The sequence below is a fragment of the Pelovirga sp. genome, assembly GCF_059864205.1.
The window spans coordinates 1-17,711 of the sequence record NZ_JCBCBS010000010.1 but is presented as its reverse complement, the minus strand read 5'-3'; the positions used below and the strand labels follow the sequence as shown (position 1 = coordinate 17,711).

24 protein-coding genes and 1 pseudogene are annotated in these 17,711 nt (G+C 52.7%); 16 read left to right on the top strand and 9 right to left on the bottom strand.

The window, feature by feature from the left end:
* Positions 1-347: HepT-like ribonuclease domain-containing protein (locus AC6F7T_RS00925; RefSeq protein WP_500716074.1), on the bottom strand; the 347-nt coding region annotated here is incomplete at its 3' end.
* Positions 331-750, bottom strand: a complete 420-nt coding sequence (locus tag AC6F7T_RS00920; RefSeq protein ID WP_500716073.1) for a nucleotidyltransferase domain-containing protein — start codon at positions 748-750, stop codon at positions 331-333. The genes AC6F7T_RS00925 and AC6F7T_RS00920, both read right to left, overlap by 17 nt.
* A gap of 165 nt (positions 751-915) precedes the next feature.
* Between AC6F7T_RS00920 and AC6F7T_RS00915 the strand changes: the two genes are divergently transcribed.
* From AC6F7T_RS00915 to AC6F7T_RS00900, 4 genes are all read left to right on the top strand, one after another.
* Entirely contained in the window at positions 916-1,164 is a 249-nt protein-coding gene (locus tag AC6F7T_RS00915) for a type II toxin-antitoxin system Phd/YefM family antitoxin (protein WP_500716071.1), read from the top strand.
* On the top strand, positions 1,154-1,435 hold the full coding sequence (locus AC6F7T_RS00910) for a type II toxin-antitoxin system mRNA interferase toxin, RelE/StbE family (RefSeq protein WP_500716070.1): 282 nt from the start codon (positions 1,154-1,156) through the stop codon (positions 1,433-1,435). Before AC6F7T_RS00915 ends, AC6F7T_RS00910 begins: the two co-directional genes overlap by 11 nt.
* A 180-nt stretch (positions 1,436-1,615) precedes the next feature.
* Positions 1,616-1,870 carry a type II toxin-antitoxin system prevent-host-death family antitoxin gene (locus AC6F7T_RS00905; protein ID WP_500716069.1) on the top strand — a complete coding sequence of 85 codons (255 nt, stop codon included), beginning with the start codon at positions 1,616-1,618 and terminating at the stop codon, positions 1,868-1,870.
* The gene (locus AC6F7T_RS00900; protein WP_500716068.1) at positions 1,867-2,121 is read left to right on the top strand and encodes a Txe/YoeB family addiction module toxin; all 255 of its coding nucleotides are present in this window, start codon (positions 1,867-1,869) and stop codon (positions 2,119-2,121) included. The genes AC6F7T_RS00905 and AC6F7T_RS00900 overlap by 4 nt, the downstream gene beginning before the upstream one ends.
* A gap of 398 nt (positions 2,122-2,519) precedes the next feature.
* On the opposite strand, the gene AC6F7T_RS00895 is transcribed toward AC6F7T_RS00900, so the two are convergent.
* The 6 genes from AC6F7T_RS00895 to AC6F7T_RS00870 form a co-directional block, all read right to left on the bottom strand.
* The gene (locus AC6F7T_RS00895) at positions 2,520-2,915 is read right to left on the bottom strand and encodes a PIN domain-containing protein (RefSeq protein ID WP_500716067.1); all 396 of its coding nucleotides are present in this window, start codon (positions 2,913-2,915) and stop codon (positions 2,520-2,522) included.
* Positions 2,912-3,145: a type II toxin-antitoxin system prevent-host-death family antitoxin gene (locus AC6F7T_RS00890; RefSeq protein ID WP_500716066.1), complete on the bottom strand. Its 234-nt coding sequence runs from the start codon at positions 3,143-3,145 to the stop codon at positions 2,912-2,914. Before AC6F7T_RS00890 ends, AC6F7T_RS00895 begins: the two co-directional genes overlap by 4 nt.
* Before the next feature lie 183 nt (positions 3,146-3,328).
* Positions 3,329-3,649: a type II toxin-antitoxin system PemK/MazF family toxin gene (locus AC6F7T_RS00885; RefSeq protein WP_500716064.1), complete on the bottom strand. Its 321-nt coding sequence runs from the start codon at positions 3,647-3,649 to the stop codon at positions 3,329-3,331.
* Complete coding sequence (locus AC6F7T_RS00880) at positions 3,646-3,879, bottom strand: ribbon-helix-helix protein, CopG family (protein WP_500716063.1); 234 nt, start codon at positions 3,877-3,879, stop codon at positions 3,646-3,648. Before AC6F7T_RS00880 ends, AC6F7T_RS00885 begins: the two co-directional genes overlap by 4 nt.
* 210 nt (positions 3,880-4,089) lie before the next feature.
* On the bottom strand, positions 4,090-4,413 hold the full coding sequence (locus tag AC6F7T_RS00875) for a 4Fe-4S dicluster domain-containing protein (RefSeq protein ID WP_500716062.1): 324 nt from the start codon (positions 4,411-4,413) through the stop codon (positions 4,090-4,092).
* A complete protein-coding gene (locus AC6F7T_RS00870; RefSeq protein WP_500716061.1) occupies positions 4,355-4,879 on the bottom strand; it encodes a glutamate synthase-related protein in 525 nt (174 codons plus the stop codon). The genes AC6F7T_RS00875 and AC6F7T_RS00870 overlap by 59 nt, the downstream gene beginning before the upstream one ends.
* 384 nt (positions 4,880-5,263) lie before the next feature.
* Between AC6F7T_RS00870 and AC6F7T_RS00865 the strand changes: the two genes are divergently transcribed.
* From AC6F7T_RS00865 to AC6F7T_RS00825, 9 genes are all read left to right on the top strand, one after another.
* Entirely contained in the window at positions 5,264-7,600 is a 2,337-nt protein-coding gene (locus AC6F7T_RS00865) for an ATP-binding protein (protein WP_500716059.1), read from the top strand.
* The gene (locus AC6F7T_RS00860) at positions 7,597-9,012 is read left to right on the top strand and encodes a sigma 54-interacting transcriptional regulator (protein WP_500716058.1); all 1,416 of its coding nucleotides are present in this window, start codon (positions 7,597-7,599) and stop codon (positions 9,010-9,012) included. The genes AC6F7T_RS00865 and AC6F7T_RS00860 overlap by 4 nt, the downstream gene beginning before the upstream one ends.
* Before the next feature lie 103 nt (positions 9,013-9,115).
* Positions 9,116-10,054, top strand: coding sequence for a sigma 54-interacting transcriptional regulator (locus tag AC6F7T_RS00855; protein WP_500716057.1), 939 nt, complete (start codon positions 9,116-9,118; stop codon positions 10,052-10,054).
* Positions 10,055-10,317: 263 nt separating this feature from the next.
* Positions 10,318-10,551 (top strand): hypothetical protein, encoded by a 234-nt coding sequence (locus AC6F7T_RS00850; protein ID WP_500716056.1) that lies wholly within the window; start codon positions 10,318-10,320, stop codon positions 10,549-10,551.
* Between the two features lie 20 nt (positions 10,552-10,571).
* Positions 10,572-10,967, top strand: coding sequence for a response regulator (locus AC6F7T_RS00845; RefSeq protein ID WP_500716055.1), 396 nt, complete (start codon positions 10,572-10,574; stop codon positions 10,965-10,967).
* Between the two features lie 43 nt (positions 10,968-11,010).
* The gene (locus AC6F7T_RS00840; RefSeq protein WP_500716054.1) at positions 11,011-11,259 is read left to right on the top strand and encodes a hypothetical protein; all 249 of its coding nucleotides are present in this window, start codon (positions 11,011-11,013) and stop codon (positions 11,257-11,259) included.
* A 72-nt stretch (positions 11,260-11,331) separates the two neighbouring features.
* Positions 11,332-12,375, top strand: a complete 1,044-nt coding sequence (locus AC6F7T_RS00835) for a cytochrome c3 family protein (RefSeq protein ID WP_500716053.1) — start codon at positions 11,332-11,334, stop codon at positions 12,373-12,375.
* A gap of 11 nt (positions 12,376-12,386) precedes the next feature.
* Positions 12,387-13,061, top strand: a complete 675-nt coding sequence (locus AC6F7T_RS00830) for a cytochrome b/b6 domain-containing protein (RefSeq protein ID WP_500716052.1) — start codon at positions 12,387-12,389, stop codon at positions 13,059-13,061.
* A 321-nt stretch (positions 13,062-13,382) separates the two neighbouring features.
* Complete coding sequence (locus tag AC6F7T_RS00825) at positions 13,383-13,883, top strand: hypothetical protein (protein ID WP_500716051.1); 501 nt, start codon at positions 13,383-13,385, stop codon at positions 13,881-13,883.
* 77 nt (positions 13,884-13,960) lie between these two features.
* Here the strand turns inward: AC6F7T_RS00825 and AC6F7T_RS00820 are convergent, their stop codons facing one another.
* The gene (locus AC6F7T_RS00820) at positions 13,961-15,025 is read right to left on the bottom strand and encodes a branched-chain amino acid aminotransferase (protein ID WP_500716050.1); all 1,065 of its coding nucleotides are present in this window, start codon (positions 15,023-15,025) and stop codon (positions 13,961-13,963) included.
* 190 nt (positions 15,026-15,215) lie between these two features.
* On the opposite strand from AC6F7T_RS00820, the gene AC6F7T_RS00815 reads away from it, so the two are divergent.
* The 3 genes and pseudogenes from AC6F7T_RS00815 to AC6F7T_RS00805 form a co-directional block, all read left to right on the top strand.
* A complete protein-coding gene (locus tag AC6F7T_RS00815; RefSeq protein WP_500716049.1) occupies positions 15,216-16,001 on the top strand; it encodes an SDR family oxidoreductase in 786 nt (261 codons plus the stop codon).
* A 3-nt stretch (positions 16,002-16,004) separates the two neighbouring features.
* Positions 16,005-17,285 carry a lactate racemase domain-containing protein gene (locus AC6F7T_RS00810; protein ID WP_500716048.1) on the top strand — a complete coding sequence of 427 codons (1,281 nt, stop codon included), beginning with the start codon at positions 16,005-16,007 and terminating at the stop codon, positions 17,283-17,285.
* Positions 17,286-17,519: 234 nt separating this feature from the next.
* Positions 17,520-17,711: pseudogene (locus tag AC6F7T_RS00805) on the top strand (glycolate oxidase subunit GlcD); the annotation flags it as partial.

Sequence of the window (17,711 nt, the reverse complement as noted above, 5' to 3'; positions counted from 1 at the left end):
TGATCTAAATCGGAAATTTCATCGATAATTTTCTCGATCTGATTTTTAAGCTCAGGTATTTTGGAAACCACAATATCCCAGACAAGTTCGATATCAACGGAGAAATATCCGTGGATCAACCGGTTCCGGGTAGCTGCCATTTTACGCCATTCGACCTCGGGATATTTTACCAGCAATTCCTCGGGCAGGTTCTTTACCGCCTCACCAATAATTTCAATACTCCGTATTGCTGCGCGGTGTAATACCGGGTCACGCATGAAATGATCAGGACGACAGGAACCAACGTGCTCAACCAGAAATGTTGTTTCATCAAGTATGTGACGAAGATAACTAATGGATGATTTCATATTGGGCCTCTCCCAAAATCCGCTCCTTTAAGTGGGGACTGAGGGATTCCGGGGTCAGGAGGTCGATTTTCTTATTGAACAAATCTTCTAAAAAAAAGCATAAGTTTATATAATTGTCATAGTTTTTCTGGCCAGTTACGAATTCAACGATAAAATCTATATCACTTTCAGCACGGGCTTCGCCGCGAATTTGTGAGCCGAACAGGCCAATGCGGCTTGCGCCAAAACGATCTAACTCTGTTTTGTTTTGTCGAATCAACTCAAAAATTTCTACCGCATTCATATTCACCTCCTCTTGTGCATAGTAACAAATAACCAGGTCGAAGGGTACGTTGATTAACTGTTTTAAAAGCATAACCAGTTGCTGGGTATACATAGGGTTGTTTAATAGTTGAATCAGCATTCCTCTCCTTCTCTTGCGACTACAGCGACTCTCCGATAAAATTTAACCCCACCCTGAGACTAGTAAACCGAAATTCTACTACTTAATCGAACCTCTAAAGGTGCTTTTAAATATCTTTTGCTCTGCCTCTAAAAATGTTACTGTTTCAACAAAGGAGGTGAAAACATGGCACATTCAATCTACTCTACCGTCACTGCGAGCATCACCGAGCTAAAACGCAACCCAATGGGTACCGTCGCCGAAGGTGAAGGGTTTCCCGTTGCCATTCTTAATCGTAATGAGCCGGCCTTCTACTGCATTCCCGCTGCAACCTATGAAGCACTTCTTAATCGCCTTGAAGATGCCGAACTCAATGAGATTTCAGATCAGCGAAAAGATCAAGCTGAAATCAAGGTGACCGTGGATGAACTATGACCTGAGCTTCAAAGAAGAAGCTTTGCGTGAATGGCGAAAACTTGATCCGACTGTTCGCAGCCAATTCAAAAAAAAGCTTATTGAGCGCCTTGATTGCCCACGCATAGCCTCTTTGCAATTATTTGGCCACACCGACCGATACAAAATCAAACTGCGCAGCGCCGGTTTTCGTCTCGTCTACGAAGTCCATGATACCGAACTACTTGTCGTTATCATAGCCGTGGGGAAACGTGACAGGAACCTGGTCTACAAAGCTGCTGATAAGCGTTAAGGTTGGGATCATAATTGTCGCAGAACACATGGTGAAAAAATTGTTCAGGGAGTCACCCCTCACCATCGTGCCGCATGAATATTGGGGTGAGCTGATATAGTCAAGTCTGATATAACAAAACCGTCTTGGGTTAGCGTACAAATATAGGCACAATGATGGAAACGCATAAGGAGGATCAAGATGGAGACCATGAGCTACTCTGCCTTTAGAAATAACCTGGCCAAAACCCTCGACAGGGTCAGCGAAAACCACATGCCGGTGCTGATTACCCGGCAAAATGGCAGCCCTGCGGTGGTGATTAGCCTTGACGATTTTCATGCCTACGAAGAAACAGCTTACTTGATGGCGAGTCCGAAGAACGCTCAAAGACTCAATGAGGCCATTAGCGAGATCGAATCAGGTCAGAGCCTTCAACGCGATCTGTGTGAAGAATGATACTCTCCTGGGCACAAAACGCATGGGACGACTATCTTTATTGGCAGCAAGCGGATAAGCAGATTTTCCAACGTATTAACACCCTGATCAGAGAAACGATACGGCACCCGTTTGACGGCATTGGCAACCCGGAACCCTTGAAGCACTTCTGGACCGGCTACTGGTCCAGACGTATCGACCGCACCCACCGGCTAGTGTACAAAGTCACCGACGACAGCCTTATTATTGTTCAATGCCGTTTTCATTATTAAGAAATCTGGTTATCTATTTGACTCCAGTAAATCAGAAAACAGGATATGGATTCTGCGACTACGCCTAGCTCCGCGCAGAATGACACTCGTTTTTTTCCAGTCAACGTCCTTCTGTGTCATCCTGCGCGAAGTCGCAGAACACCATATAGCTTTTATTGGCGAGACGAGTGGGCATGGTTTAATTGCTGAATCAAAAAGCCACAACGCAGACGCTGGGAGGGAGTGGCGGAGAGAAAAACCAGTTTTTTGCCGCGATCAACATCTATCAAGGTCTGTTAAATTTAAACACAGCCAAAAATTTCAGCAGCAAAGGTTTTACCTACAGATTTTCATGGATTTTCATCGCGGCAAAATGCTCTTGAATCTGGGTTAGCCTTTACCAGACAGGATCAGGCCGTTTACCAGATTGTCTGCAGGTGCGGATAGCTGATGATTTTATGATCGCAGGTAATCAGGGGGAGAGCCATCGTCATGGCGGTGGCAGTGATGATACGATCGGCAGGATCTGCATGAAAATCGCCGGGCAAATCTACCGAGCGCAAGGCAATAATATTGTCTACCGGGGCAAATTGAACAAATGGCAATCCTTGCGTCTTGCTGATCCAATCGCGATGATCGATAGCCAATTCAAGGCGACCACGTTTCACCAACAGAGTGATCTCCCAACTTGAGATGGAAGAGATCACAATGCCATTTTCCCCTATAGCCGCAGCAATCGCCTTTTCGGCCGGTGGTGATAACTTTTCCGGGTTACTTAACCACCACAGCCAGACATGGGTATCAAGAACAATCACTGCAGGGCCTCCCAATCATTTTCAGCGACGGGGTCTAAAGGTTGCTCATAGCGCCGAACGCTGTTGCGCAACTCGCGCAGAACCTGATGAGGCTCTTTCTGATAAGGAATAATTTTAATAACCGGCTGGTTGTGATCGGTGATGATTAATTCCCGACCTTGATCTTCAACTTTGCGGAAATATTCCAATGCCCGCGGTTTAAATTGAGATTTCGAAACGACTTCCGACATGGCCTCCTCCTGATGAAAGTGATATAGTGACCACGATACCATGGTCACTATATGTTATCAAGCAGGCAACCTGTACAGCTGGAGGGACATTCTCTTAAATAACTAACCACAAACTACCCCTTCTGATTCTCCATCAAACAATCTACAACCATACCGATGGCGGACAATTTGTATATCCCGCCGTCAGCAGTTATGCAAATCCAGGGCAAAAGCCAACGCCTGTGACACTTCCTGCATTTTGCTCTTGGTGAGCGATGTGACCACTGCTCCCAAACGCGATTTCTGCACGGTCTGAAGATGATCACAGTTGACGGCACAGAGCTGCGGCATGCCCTCTTCAGGGGTCAGAACAACTTCTGAGGGGATGTTTCTGATTCTGGTGGTGACTGGTGCGATCGTGATGTCGCCTAAATATTCAATAATGGAATCACGTGTTAACACCAGAACCGGCCGTTTTTTGTCAGGCTGATTAAATTTGTACCAGCGAACTTCTCCGCGCTTCATTCATCGCCCCATTGTTGCTCATTTTCCCAGTCTCCAAATTCTTCTCTGGCGACGGGATGGCGCAGATACCCCTCACGTTGTTGCTGCTCGCGTTGCTGGATATAATAGCGCTCGACCGCGTCTTTAAGGGCATGACGGGCGAATGCCGACCTGCTGGTATTCAGCTTTGCTGATACCAGGTCAACCGCTTCGAGCAGATCTTCGTCCAATGTCATCTGAACGGTTTTCATCAACACCTCCATGTGGATAGTTATAGCTACAGTAATCCACATTAGACCTGTCAGTCAATTATACGACGGTGACAGTCCCATCCAATTAACCATATTAAGCCACCAAGGCTCCAAGTCCTCCAAGAAAATCCTATAACAAAAGCTTAGCTTCTCTTGGTCTTCTTGGGGCCTTGGTGGCAATAATTATGGCGATTGAAGGGCATTCTGTGCTTACACTACCTGCTCCATCCCCCAGATACCACACGGACAGATACCGGCGCAGATGCCGCAACCGATGCAATATTCGCCATCGGAAACATACGCGAATTTGCCCTTTTCATCTTCAACCCGGCGGATCGCCCCTTCGGGGCAGACTTCCAGGCACATGGTGCAGTCGCGGCAACTGCCGCACGACATACACCGTGAGCGTTCGCCGGCGGCGCTGGCCTCGAAGCGGCCGCGATTCTGGGGGCGATAGAGTTCCTTGCTCAGGCTCTCAACAGTAATAGCTGATGCTTTTTTTTGGCGGCCGGCGTTTCTCCATGTAACAGTCACACATTTTGCTGACAATGGGGTGGCCGGTGTGATCGAGGCTGACTTCATGGGCGGCGCCGGTACCGCCGTCGATCCCGTCAAGAAAGAAGCCACCCACGATATTGTAGGGGTCACGCACCAGATTGTTAAATACGCTGACGCTGGTCGCCGAAGCGGCGACCTTGATCGCCACCGCTACCCGAAACTTGAAGGCGGCATTGAGGGACAGGAACATCTTCTGCACACTTTTCTTAATGGAATAGAGTCCCTGATGGTTGGGAGGGCTTAGCAGATCGGCCTTGGGCACGCCGCGGTTCTCCTGGATATGTTTGGCCACCTTGCCGGCCTGGAGCAATCCACCATCGCCGGTTTTGGCGCCCTGACCGATCTTGATCAGGATGCCGGCCGGGTCTTCAATCATATCGAGCTGCAGCGCCATACTGGGATGCACGTAGTTCAGACTCTTGATGGCACCGATGCGACACATAGGAAAACTCCTTGAAGAGTTCAAATCAGGGACAATGTCAGCGTGTAGCTACGCACTATGCGCGCTCACAATCAAGGCAGGACCTGTGCCAAACCTGAAAACAACAGATTAAAAACAATTTTCTTCTTTATTATCATTATGTTATATAAGTATAAAAAAACAGGGCACCAGCCTCACCGAGAGCCTCAACACCCCCCGAGCATCTTAACTAGCACATAGTTGCTCATACTGAGTAGTATGACTACCAGGGCTGACGGTAGCCATCAGCACAGGCCAACGCTGAATCAGATTGACTTACCCGTTATTTTTGTTACTAATTCTAATGCTGAACTACAGTCCCTATTGCTTTCAGCCATCGCGGCTAATCCCTGGAAGATCGGGCCCATGACAACTACTGCAACAACATCCGATCGTCCTACCGCTATCGTTGTCACCCTGGTTTTTATTGCTGTCAGTGTCTTCTGGAACCTGTTTTCGGACCATCTTTTCGCAATCCTGCTCAATCGTCCCGATATCAGTCAGCATTCAACAAATTTCGGACACTGGTTCTTCATCATATTTTCCGCGATCATGCTTTACTGGCTGTTGCGCTTCTGGGAAGCAGCGGTTTCGCAAACCCAGAAATCCCTGCAAAGAGTCAACCGTTCCCTAAGAAGCGTCAGTGAATGCTCAAGGGCAATCACCCGGCTGGAAGATGAAGAGACCCTGATGCAGGAGATCTGCCGCATTTGTGTCGAGGTCGGGGGACATCGCATGGCCTGGGTTGCCTTCAAAGAAGATGACACAAAAAAAAGCCTGAAACCGGCGGCCCATTGGGGCGCCGACAATGTGTACCTGGAAAATCTCCAGGCCAGCTGGTCAGCCGACAGCGATATCGGCCGGGGACCGGCAGGCACCTGTATTCGTACCGGCGAAATCGTTATTTTTCAAAATCTTCTCGGCGACGTGCGCTTTGTCCCCTGGCACCAGCAGGCACGCAAATACGGCTATGCTTCCTGCATTGCCCTGCCCCTGAAGGACAATGAGCAGGTTTTCGGCGCATTGATTATCTTTAACGGGCAGACTAATGCATTCACGCAGGACAAGGCGGAACTGCTGGCGGAGATGGCGGAGGATCTTTCCTACGGCATCAAGACCCTGCGCATGCAGGCACGACACCGCCTGGAAACAGAAGAGCGCCTGATGCTGGCTGTTGCCATGGATCAAACATCTGACGGGATCATCACCTTCGACCCCGGCGGTACTATCCAGTACGTCAACTCCAGCTTCGTTCAGCTGTGCGGGATTCCGGAAGACGAGTCTCTCGGAGTCGCTCTCCATCACTTTGAATGCTCACGCCGCAATCCCGAATTTTACCGCGCTATCCTTAAAGTTTTTTCAAGCAACCAGGCCCTGTCGGGGCACTTTATCAACAAACGCAGAGACGGCAGCACCTACGACATCGCCGCCTGGATTGCTCCTGTTGTCGCCGCCAACGGCAGCGTCATCCGCTATGTTGCCACCGTTCGAGATATCAGCCAGGAAGTGGTTTTACAACGCCAGTTGCGCCAGGCCCAAAAAATGGAGGCCCTCGCAACCCTTTCCGGCGGGATTGCCCACGATTTCAACAATATCCTGGCGATCATCATCACCAACGCCGAGATGTCTCTGGAAGACACCCCCCAGCACGATCTGCAGCGCCCTTGCCTGGAACTGATCCTCAAGGCCGGCCTGCGCGGCAAGAGTCTGGTTCGCCAGTTCCTGACCATCAGTCGCAAGAGCGAACAACCACAACAGCCAATCTGCCTGACCCAGGTGGTGGAGGAATGCATCAGTATGCTACGCCCAACCCTGCCGTCCACCATAAGGCTGCAGCAACAAATCCCTGCGCAACTCAGCCTGGTCAATGCCGATCCGACCCAGATCCACCAGGTCATCATGAACCTGTGCACTAACGCCGCCGACGCGATGACCGGACACAGCGGAGTCCTTGATATCAGTCTTGACGAAATCACCCTGACCGAGAATGGCGGGACCAACTATCCTGATCTGCCCAGTGGCGACTATGTGCGCATGATGGTCACCGATAACGGCCACGGCATGGATCGAGAAGTTCTCGATCGTATCTTCGATCCCTTTTTCACCACCAAGCAACAGGGCAAAGGCACCGGACTTGGTCTGTCCATCGCTCACGGCATCGTCAAAGCGCATAAAGGCCACATTTCCGCCGTGAGTATTGCTGGGGACGGCACCACCTTTAGCGTTCTATTGCCGGTGACGACGGCCACCGCAGGCGGAACAGCCACAGCCACGACAACGCAGCCCGGCAGCGGCAAGGGACAGATCCTGTTCGTGGATGACGAAGCCGACTATGTCACTACCATGAAAATCGTCCTGGAGCGGTGCGGTTACCAGGTAACGCCACACACCGACAGCCGGGCCGTGCTTGATCTGCTGCGGCAGGAGACCTTCGCCTGCGATGTGCTGATTAGCGACCAGACCATGCCCCATCTGACCGGCACCCAACTTGCGGCGGAGGCCCTGAAAATCCGGCCGGATCTGCCAATAATCCTTTGCAGCGGCTCATCACCAGAGACCGACCCCGCCGTTAGTGATGTCAATGTAGCAGCGCTGGGTATCAGCAGTTTGCTGCTCAAACCGGTCAGACGCAGCGAACTGCTGGCAACCGTAGAACAGCTGCTGAGGGCCAAAACAACCCCTGTAGCGCGGGGAGAAGCATGAACAAGATCCTGGTTATTGATGATGATGAAATGATGTGCGCGACCCTGTCGGCACTGATTCAGCGTAAAGGCCATGCGGCAACCTGCGCGACAACCCTCCAGCAGGGAAGAGAACTGGCTGAAACGCAGGATTTCGATATTGTCTTTCTTGATGTCATGATGCCGGACGGCAATGGGCTGGATTTCCTGGCGCAAATTGACGCAGCACCCTCGGCACCGGAAGTGATTATTATTACCGGGTTCGGTGACCCCGACGGTGCCGAACTGGCCATCAAAAGTGGTGCCTGGGACTATATCGAAAAGGGCTTTTCCATCAAAGAGATCACCTTGTCGCTGGAGCGTGCCCTGCAATATCGCAAGGAAAAGCAGGAGGCGCTACGTGTCACAAAAGCGGTTCCCCTGCAGCGCGCCGACATCATCGGCAACAGTCCTGCCCTCAATGCCTGTCTCGAACTGGTCGCCCAGTCAGCCGGCAGCGACGCTCACGTTTTTATCAGCGGCGAAACCGGTACCGGCAAGGAACTGTTTGCCCGCGCAGTTCACGCTAACAGCGCCCGGCGCAACCAGAATTTCGTCGTCGTTGACTGTACTGCCCTGCCGGAAACCCTGGTGGAAAGCCTGCTCTTCGGCCACGAAAAGGGGGCCTTTACCGGCGCAGAACGCGCGCGTGACGGCCTGGTGAAGCAAGCACACAAAGGCACCCTGTTCCTCGACGAAGTTGGTGAGTTGCCAATGAACCTGCAAAAAGCCTTTCTGCGGGTACTGCAGGAACATCGCTTTCGCCCTTTGGGGGCGACGCACGAGGTTGAAAGTGATTTTCGCCTGATCGCCGCAACCAATCGTGATCTGGATGCGATGGCTGCGGAAGGGTCCTTTCGCAGCGACCTGCTGTTCCGCTTACGCTCCTTCGTGATCGAGCTGCCCTCTTTACGTAAACGCAAAGACGATATCAAGGCACTGACCCGCCACTATGTCGACCGCTTCTGCGAACAGCACGGCTGTGGCCCCAAGGGACTGGACGCAGAATTTCTGGAAATGCTGATGCTCTACCCCTGGCCCGGCAACGTCCGTGAACTGGTCAACACGCTGGAAAGAACCCTCACCGCTGCGCACTACGATCCAACTCTCTTCCCGCAGCACCTGCCGAGCCACATCCGCGTTCATGTGCGCCGCGCGTCCCTGGAAAAAGGCAACAACGAACCGGAATTGCCAACGCTGAATGGCGCACCGGGCTCCCTTCCGCCGCTGCAGGATTATCGTGAAGAGGCATTAATCCGGGCGGAACGACAATACCTGAATACCCTGATGGCTTTCACCCGAACAGAGATCAGCAGCGCCTGTAATATCTCCGGACTGTCGCAATCACGGCTGTACGCCCTGCTGAAAAAGCACGACATCAACCGCAAGACCTGATCCGCCCCACGCGCCCCGCTCACCTGCCGGTTGGCGCGGCTTATGCATACTTGCCGAGGGACAAAGGCAACAAAGACATTCTCACCGGAAAGGCGGGTATGCCATGGCACAAGAGTACGAGCTCCATATCCCTGAGCTCAGGCCCCTCGTCGAGCAGCTCTATCTGGCGCATCAGGGCCTGGAACAACTGATCGGACTGTTGTGTCAACTGAAAATCCGCGTTGATCTGCCCGATCTCAACCTTGCGCAAGTTGAGCTTTGTCTTGTCGGACAGGAACTGATTCTGCGGCGTAGCAGCCACCAGGCTGCAGGCAACAACCCACCGCTGCCAACAATTATTGGCGAAGATTCACGCATACGGGTCGCCGCTGGACTGGTTCGCTCCATGGCTGAGATGGATGAGGCAGTGCTGATCCAGGGGGCCACCGGAAGCGGAAAAAGTCTTTTTGCCCGGGCAATCCATCAACAGGGCAAGCGCTCACAGCGCCCCCTGATCACCGTTCCCTGCGGCCTGCTAAACAATCCTGACGCCATGGCACGGACCTGGGACTTCTTCCATGAAGCAGACAACGGCAGCCTGATTCTGGAAGATATTGATGATCTGCAAACTGCCGCGCAGAGTCACCTCTTGAGCCTGTTACAACAACCGGCAGCCTGTCGTCTGATCAGCTTGACGCGCAACGACCCTGATGTGTTGGTACAACAGGGAAAGTTTTCTCCCCTTTTGCTCGAGCAACTGCGTAATTGCCACATCGCCTTGCCTGACCTCGCCAGCCGCGGCAGCGATATTGAGCGGCTGGCGCGTTATTATCTGCGCCGCTGTTGTGAAATATCCGGCGTAGCCGAGAAACAGTTGTCCCCGGAATATCTCGATTTGCTGGCACTCTATTCATGGCCGGGCAACGTCCGCGAATTGATCAATACTCTGGAGCAGTCACTGCTCTGTAGCCGTGAACAGAAAACCCTTTATGCCAAAGATCTGCCTGCCCATATCCGCATCCAGACCCTCCATCTGTCAGCGGCCCGCAAAAAAGGGCTGTAAAAAAACAACCCCCACCTCTTTTCCGGCGACCCTGCCTGATGGCTCATTCCTGACCCAGGAGAATTTTCCTGTCCGGCAGGAATCAGCCCCGGCTTTTCGTACCAGCCTGACCTGTTTTCCTCCAGAACCGCCTACTGAAAAATCTCGTAACATCTTGCTATATAGCGACTTTTCCAATAAAAACGGGAATTCCTCAGTGGTGGCACTTAACTTGCTTATTGTCCAGATAAGATAATAAATCCCTTTCAATGACGGAGGCTCTCATGAAAAGAATTCACAGATTATGCGTTGTCCTCGTGTTAGCACCGCTGCTCATCAGTGGATTCTTTCTGTTGGATAGCATGGGCCTCGAAACATCCCTTCTGACCAAGCTCTTTATCGTATTTGTCGGCATGACTATTGGACTTCAAAGCGTACCAGCGCTGCTGACGTTTTCCGGCCTGATCAAGGAAACTTGCGATGGAAGGGACGCGATAGTCGATAAATCAACCCGCTGAACCAGCCAAGGGAGTCGACCATGTATGCACGCAAGGTCATGATTGTTGATCGCGACGTTTCAACACAGAAAAAAATGGCGGAATTTTTCAAAAAATCCAACTACGAGGTCATAACTACCGATTCCGCTGCCTATGCGATAGCGCAAATTGTCAGGAAAAATCAGCCGATCGTCATCCTCGGTGACTGCTTCGAAGAACAGATTTCCGCCGTCGATGTCATTGCGCTGATGCGCAGGTGCAACAAAAACCTGCGCATCATTCTGGTTTCCGATGACAGTTCGCTGGAGACCCTGCGCCGTATCCGCGAGGACGGCATCTTCTATCACGCTTTAAAACCGGTCAACCAGGAAGACAATGAGGAATTGATGTCTGTTGTTGAATGTGCACTGAGTGGCGCCCAGTTGATAGTCAACTGAACACACTAACGCCGCAACTGTTCCTAGAAAAAAGGAGTATGTCATGAAAAAAATCAAGCAAAGCCTTCTGACTATTGGTCTGTTTCTCTGTGCAACACTGCCTGCTTTCGCCCAACCGGGTGCACGTGAAGATAACAGCATGCTGCTGACCTATCTCTTCCTGGGAACCTGTGCATTGATCATCCTGCTCCAGTTTGCTCCTCTTATGGCGATACTTTTCGGCATCGTAAAAGGGATCTTCGGGAAAAAGCCGCAGGAAGAAGTCAAGACGGCACCGGCCAAAATCCGCTGAGGGATCAACCTCGTTATGCTGTCAATGCGACCGGCTTGTCTCACTTCACGATCTGCGCAGGAAGGAAACATCATGAATCACTCCTACGATAGCAAATTGTTGTTCGCGGCTTTTCTCGGGGCGCTGCTGCTCGTCCCCTGTGCGCTGGCAGCCATGGATTCAGACTACTGTCTGATGTGTCACGGTGACGCCGATATGGTCAACGCAGAGCTGCTGATTGTGCCGACAACCTTTGACACCACCGCCCACGCGGTGCTCGGCTGTGTCGTCTGCCATGACACGATCGGCGATGACCACCCCAGTGGCGTCAGCGAGTTGAGCAGAGCGACATGCCTTGACTGTCACGATACCCTGGGGCAGGAGTACCTGATGACCGATCATGCCAACTACGCCATCTGTGGTGATTGCCACAATCCCCACGAGGCACGCGCCATGAAAGCGATGGCCGGCTACGACATGAACGACAAATGCATCCGGTGTCACGACTCACAAACGATGGTCGATGTCCACAAGGTGTGGCTCCCCCAGGCCGACCTGCATATTGCCAAACTGCCGTGCATCACCTGCCATACCGGTTCTGAGGGTTACGAGATTGTGCTCAATATTGTTGTCCGCCAAGACGACCGTTTCTTTAGCCGCTTTGAATTGCCCGAATATCAGATACTAAAAGAGATCAGTGGTGATGCCGGCATTTTGAGCCTGATCGATACCAACGGCGACAATTTTATCGCGCTGACGGAACTGCGCCGCTTTAATCGCAACCCGGCGTACCGCAACCTGCGCCTGGAAGGAACCCTGGTGCCAAGCGATGTGTCGCATGATTTGAAAACCCTGGACAACCGTTACGACTGTACCTTCTGTCACATCTCCGGACCGAAAAGTCTGCAGACCAGTTTCCTGGCTATCCCAAACCGCGATGGCGGATATCAGCGGGTGACCGTTGAACAGGGTGCCGTCCTTGACGCCCTCTACGGTACACCCGATTTCTACATGGTCGGCACAACCAGAAGCGCATCAATGAACATTCTCGGTCTGCTTATTATCAGCGCTGGCCTGGTGATGCCGATAGGTCACGGACTGTTGCGCTTCCTGACGCGCAAAAACCGCCAACATTAAGGGGATTCATCATGGCTGAAAATACAAAAATCTATCTGCAACCAACACCCGTACGCATCTGGCATTGGCTGAATGCTTTCGGTATCGTTACCCTGACCGTTTCCGGAGCACAGATCCGCTTTCCGGAATATATCAGCCTGCTCGGCAGCTACAAGTCCGCCATCTATCTCCACAACACTGCCGGTTTTGTCGTGGCGATATCCTTTACCCTGTGGTTTTTCTACTATGTCTTCATTGCCCGGTCGATGGCAAACCTCTATGTTCCCAAAGTTGAAGATCTGAAAACCGGACTGTTGCGCCAGGCGAAATTCTACTTTTTGACCTACTTCCTGGGCTGGGAAAACCCGCACCACCCGACACCCAGAAACAAATTCAACCCGATGCAGAAGTCAGCGTATCTGGCCATCATGTTCGTACTGATGCCACTGGTCAGCCTGACCGGCATCTTTATGACCAATGTTGAACCCTTGCGTGGCGTCATCGTCATGATGGGCGGCATGAAAATTCTGATGAGCGTCCATTTCCTGCTCGCATGCTGCCTGATCGCCTTTCTGCCAACCCACGTTTACCTGACCACCCTCGGGCACACCCCCATGGAGCACATCAAAACCATGTGGACCGGGTGGGAAGAAAACGGCAATGACGTGCCCGACCACAAAGAAAATGGTACGGTGCCAAGCCACTGATCTTGTGCCGACATAAAAACTGCTTCATCCGGGGCGGCACCAGCTGGTGCCGCCCCGTTGCGAGCTGACAAACGTTTGTCATACCCCGCCACCACCACTGCGGTTTTTTCACCCATCCCAAACTGCGACCGACGCTGATTCCCATCTCTTGAGAATTTTCCTGCCAAACAGGAAAGATTGACGCGACCACTCGCACCAGACCCGCGCAACTCGCCTTAACATCCTGATTTTTAAGAAATAGTTCAATAAACAAAGTTGGCACGACACCTGCTTCTAAAGACAGCAGGAGTTGCAGAAATCTCAATCACGGTGGAGGCTGACATGAAAAGACGCATTCAATCCGAGGCCGGCACAAAACCCCATGAGAGCAGACAGCAGAAGATCCGTGATCTGCGTGATAATGGCCACCATCTGGCGCGCCACAACCTGTGGGAATTGTTCCTTTTTTTGCTGGTAAGTATTTGTGCCTACAATGTGCGCGATCTGAATCTGTTTGCCATGGCATCCGAACCCCTGCGCCAATTGCTCGGCTATCCCCCCCCAGCCTATATGGTCAGCATCGCTCTGGCCGTTTATTTCGGCTCTTCGATTATTCTGGGTTTGAAGGCGTTGGCTAGCCGATCCAGGCCGGAAAGCACCTGGAACCACCTGGGCTACCGTAGCGCCTTTTATTTCTTTTACAGCTTCACCGGCGGCATCGCTGACCACTTTTTACCGGTACTGCTGGTCGGTCTGCTGCTCTACGGCCTGGATCAGTGCCATCTGCGCTGCTACAATCAGGGCACAATTCATGGCTTCGATGGTGCCTCAGAAAATATGTAGTGGAGAAAAGATTGCAATAAACTTGAGCAACTGGGTCAGATGCGCCGGCCGGCGCATCTGACCCAGGGAGAGAGAAACTACAGAGAAGTAACCCAGTGATGATGATCTGGTTCCTTACCGTACTGGATGGCGGTCAACTTGTTGTACAGTTCCATCGTCAGCTTGCCGGGATGGCCATCACCCAACTGGACACAGGAACCTTTGTAGCAGAAAGAGCCAACCGGCGAAATGACGACCGCTGTGCCGGTACCAAAAGCCTCTGTCAAACGCCCGCTAGCTGATCCTTCCATCACTTCATCAACCGTCAGGGCGCGCTCTTCAATCTGGTAACCCATCTCACCAAGCAGGGTCAGCGCCGAACGACGGGTGATGCCGTCAAGAACAGTGCCACGCAGCGGGGAAGTCACAATCTTGCCATCATAGAGAAACAGCATATTCATACTGCCAACCTCTTCAACAAAGCGCCGTTCTTTGGCATCAAGCCATAACACCTGGTCGTAACCATTGTCCGCTGCCTGCTTGGCGGCATAAAGACTGGCTGCGTAGTTACCGCCGGTTTTAGCTTCCCCCGTTCCCCCTTCGGTGGCACGCACATAAAAATCGGAGATCCAGATCTTCACCGGCGCAACACCCCCCTTGTAGTAGGCTCCCACCGGCGACAGAATGATGTAGCACAGATACTTGTTGGACGGGCGCACGCCAAGCATCGGTTCGGTGGCAATCATTGTCGGGCGGATGTATAGGCTGGTCCCCTCATGATGGGGCACCCAGTCGGCTTCGAGACGAATCAACCTGAGCAGGGCATCGAGAAAGAATTTCTCATCCACTTCAGGCATGCACATACGCCGGGCACTACGGTTAAAGCGGGCGACGTTATCAGCCGGGCGGAACAGGGCAATGGTTCCATCGGCGCGGCGAAAAGCCTTGAGCCCTTCAAAAATCTCCTGAGAATAGTGAAAAACCATGGCGGCCGGATCAAGTACGAAGGGGGCGTAGGGCTGAATCCGGGCAGAGTGCCAGCCTTTGCCACTGTCGTACTCCATCACGAACATGCGATCGGTAAACTGCTTGCCGAATACCAGGTTGTTTTCATCGCTGATGCGTGGCTTGGGGCGCTCAATCGGAAGAATTTGCAGATCCATGGTTCTTCTCTCCTGCGGTTGATTTCTGTGTAGCCAAAATCAGTCTTATTAGCATAGCCATCGATACCACTGCAACTATATCCTTGCGGTTATGCAGGAGAAAAGTCCACAGGAACAGCAGTTTGTCTCTTGTGCGAGATCCTTGTGATACAGTAATGTTACTTTCAATCTTTTTACAAGGAGATAATCCATGGATCTGCAACTACAAGGACAAGTGGCATTGGTGATGGCGTCGAGCCGCGGGTTGGGCAAGGCGGTGGCCACCCAACTGGCGTTTGAGGGGTGCAACGTCATGCTCACCGGCCGCGACACAGCGGTTCTGGAACAGACACGCAGTGAGATTGCCGCTCAGGCACCCGGCAAAATAGCTGCCTGCGGATCAGACATGTCCACCGCCGACGACATCAAAAACCTCGTCGCCGCAACCCGGGAGCAGCTCGGATCGATCAACATTCTGATCAACAATTCCGGTGGGCCGCCGGGGGGCGACTTCGACCAGCTCGACGACAATCACTGGCAGTCCGCTTTTGAATCGACCCTGCTCGCCTACGTACGCACCATCCGTGAGGTACTCCCTGATCTGAAAAAGCATGGCGGGCGCATCATCAACATCACCTCCTCGTCGGTCAGACAGCCGATTCCGGGCTTGCTGCTGTCCAACGCGTTTCGCATGGGCATGCTGGGCTTAGGCAAAAGTCTGGCCAATGAACTGGCGCAGGACAATGTTCTGGTTCATACCGTCGCACCGGGGCGGGTAGCCACCGATCGCACTGTTTACCTCGATCAACTCAAAGCCGACAAGCAGGGTCTTTCCATCGAGCAGGTGCGTGAAGACAACCAGAAACTGATCCCCCTGGCACGCTACGGCACTCCGGACGAGTTTGCCCGAGTGGTCACCTTCCTTGCTTCACCGATCTGTTCCTATATGACCGGTGATGTCATCCAGGTTGATGGCGGCATGATCAAAGGCTATTAAATAGTGACTGACATTGCCCTGAAATACGGCTCCATCAGCGTCCCCTGCCATGTGCCCGGCGCGCAACTGTTGCAGATGAAACCTCTAGCACCACCGCGCTCCGCAACAGAATTGGTAGGTGAAGGGTTAAAAAACCCGATTGGTACTCTGCCGTTGTCCGGCATTATCAAACCAGGGGAGGAGGTGGTCATCGTTACCTCCGATATCACTCGCTACTCGGCCAGCGAAATATACCTGCCATTGCTGGTCGACGAGCTCAACCGCTGTGGCATTCCCGATGCGAATATCAGCATTGTTATCGCCCTGGGGATTCATCGCCGGCAAACCGCAGCAGAGCACCGCAGGATCCTCGGCTCCCTTTACCGGCGCATTGCCGTTTACGATCATGATTGTGACGACCCGACACAACTGGTGGACCTGGGGATGACCGACGGCGGCATTCCGGTACAGATCAATCGCCGGGTGATGGCGGCGGATCGGGTCATTGTTACCGGCACCATCGGCTATCACTATTTTGCCGGCTTCGGCGGCGGCCGCAAAGGCCTGGTACCTGGCGTAGCGGGCCGTCAGACCTGCATGGCCAGCCATTTTGCCGTATTCAACCCACCGGAAGTGGGGGGCAAACATCCCTCCGCCGTGACCGGAGTGCTTAACGACAACCCGGTCCATCGCAATCTGCTCCAGGCCGCCCAGCGGGTCGAACCCGATTTTCTCCTTAATACCGTCCTGGGACCAAACAAAGACATTGTCGCCGTCTTCTGCGGCGACCTGGAACAGGCGCATCTGGCCGGCTGTGAGCTGGTACGCTCCCTCTACAGCGTGCCCCTTGCCGCTGCCGCCGATCTGGCGGTTATTTCATGCGGCGGCGAACCCAAGGACATTAACTTTATCCAGGCCCAAAAAGCCCTCGATTATGGCTGCCGTGCGGTCAAGGAAGGGGGCATGATAATTTTTCTTGCTGCCTGCCGCGACGGCTTTGGTTATCCGACCTTTTTCGATTGGTTCCGCTATCAGGATCTTGACGAGTTTGAAGCCGCATTGCGTGCCAACTATCAGATCAACGGTCAGACTGCCCACGCCGTGCTGGCTCGTGCGCGGCGCTTCCGTATCCTGCTGATCAGCGAATTCAGCAAGGAACAAACGGCCGCCATGGGGATGGAGAAAGCCGTTGATCTGCAGACAGCTCTGGCACAGGTGCGACCCATCCTGCCCAGCGATTTTTCTACGGTCATTATCCCCGACGGCGGCACAATCCTGCCGGTTATCGTTCCAACGGCAGCCTGAAACAAACCTTTGGTCCGTGGGAAAACCGGTTGGTTCGGTCGCTCAAAGTAGACTTTTTTGGTTGTTTATTTGATAATCTGTAACTATTCAGCGCTATCCTTGCGCAGGGCCTTTGGATCCTGTGGCAAGGGTTTTTGTCGCCATGGACGGCGACAAAAATTCCCGACCCGATGCTGAACAGATGCGATATGCTTTTGCATAAGCCCCTTTTAAAAAAACAGGACAGGACCATCTATGCTTGACAAAACCATCATCAACGGCCTTGAGCAGATTGTCGGCAAGGAGCATGTCCTCACCGACAAGGCTTCGCTGATCTGTTACTCCTACGATGCCACCCAGCGCAAGTTTCTGCCGGCAGCGGTGGTTCACCCCGGCACCACGCAAGAGATCAGCCGGATCATGGCGCTGGCCACCCGGCACCATATC

Bases quoted from the DNA above. Each gene is read 5' to 3' on its own strand.
- AC6F7T_RS00885 (WP_500716064.1), bottom strand. From the start codon at position 3,649: ATGAAGCGCGGAGAAGTTCGCTGGTACAAATTTAATCAGCCTGACAAA.
- AC6F7T_RS00835 (WP_500716053.1), top strand. From the start codon at position 11,332: ATGAATCACTCCTACGATAGCAAATTGTTGTTCGCGGCTTTTCTCGGG.
- AC6F7T_RS00845 (WP_500716055.1), top strand. From the start codon at position 10,572: ATGTATGCACGCAAGGTCATGATTGTTGATCGCGACGTTTCAACACAG.
- AC6F7T_RS00815 (WP_500716049.1), top strand. From the start codon at position 15,216: ATGGATCTGCAACTACAAGGACAAGTGGCATTGGTGATGGCGTCGAGC.
- AC6F7T_RS00855 (WP_500716057.1), top strand. From the start codon at position 9,116: ATGGCACAAGAGTACGAGCTCCATATCCCTGAGCTCAGGCCCCTCGTC.
- AC6F7T_RS00870 (WP_500716061.1), bottom strand. From the start codon at position 4,879: ATGTGTCGCATCGGTGCCATCAAGAGTCTGAACTACGTGCATCCCAGT.
- AC6F7T_RS00865 (WP_500716059.1), top strand. From the start codon at position 5,264: ATGACAACTACTGCAACAACATCCGATCGTCCTACCGCTATCGTTGTC.
- AC6F7T_RS00825 (WP_500716051.1), top strand. From the start codon at position 13,383: ATGAAAAGACGCATTCAATCCGAGGCCGGCACAAAACCCCATGAGAGC.
- AC6F7T_RS00850 (WP_500716056.1), top strand. From the start codon at position 10,318: ATGAAAAGAATTCACAGATTATGCGTTGTCCTCGTGTTAGCACCGCTG.
- AC6F7T_RS00910 (WP_500716070.1), top strand. From the start codon at position 1,154: ATGAACTATGACCTGAGCTTCAAAGAAGAAGCTTTGCGTGAATGGCGA.
- AC6F7T_RS00830 (WP_500716052.1), top strand. From the start codon at position 12,387: ATGGCTGAAAATACAAAAATCTATCTGCAACCAACACCCGTACGCATC.
- AC6F7T_RS00905 (WP_500716069.1), top strand. From the start codon at position 1,616: ATGGAGACCATGAGCTACTCTGCCTTTAGAAATAACCTGGCCAAAACC.
- AC6F7T_RS00920 (WP_500716073.1), bottom strand. From the start codon at position 750: ATGCTGATTCAACTATTAAACAACCCTATGTATACCCAGCAACTGGTT.
- AC6F7T_RS00860 (WP_500716058.1), top strand. From the start codon at position 7,597: ATGAACAAGATCCTGGTTATTGATGATGATGAAATGATGTGCGCGACC.
- AC6F7T_RS00915 (WP_500716071.1), top strand. From the start codon at position 916: ATGGCACATTCAATCTACTCTACCGTCACTGCGAGCATCACCGAGCTA.
- AC6F7T_RS00880 (WP_500716063.1), bottom strand. From the start codon at position 3,879: ATGAAAACCGTTCAGATGACATTGGACGAAGATCTGCTCGAAGCGGTT.
- AC6F7T_RS00890 (WP_500716066.1), bottom strand. From the start codon at position 3,145: ATGTCGGAAGTCGTTTCGAAATCTCAATTTAAACCGCGGGCATTGGAA.
- AC6F7T_RS00900 (WP_500716068.1), top strand. From the start codon at position 1,867: ATGATACTCTCCTGGGCACAAAACGCATGGGACGACTATCTTTATTGG.
- AC6F7T_RS00820 (WP_500716050.1), bottom strand. From the start codon at position 15,025: ATGGATCTGCAAATTCTTCCGATTGAGCGCCCCAAGCCACGCATCAGC.
- AC6F7T_RS00840 (WP_500716054.1), top strand. From the start codon at position 11,011: ATGAAAAAAATCAAGCAAAGCCTTCTGACTATTGGTCTGTTTCTCTGT.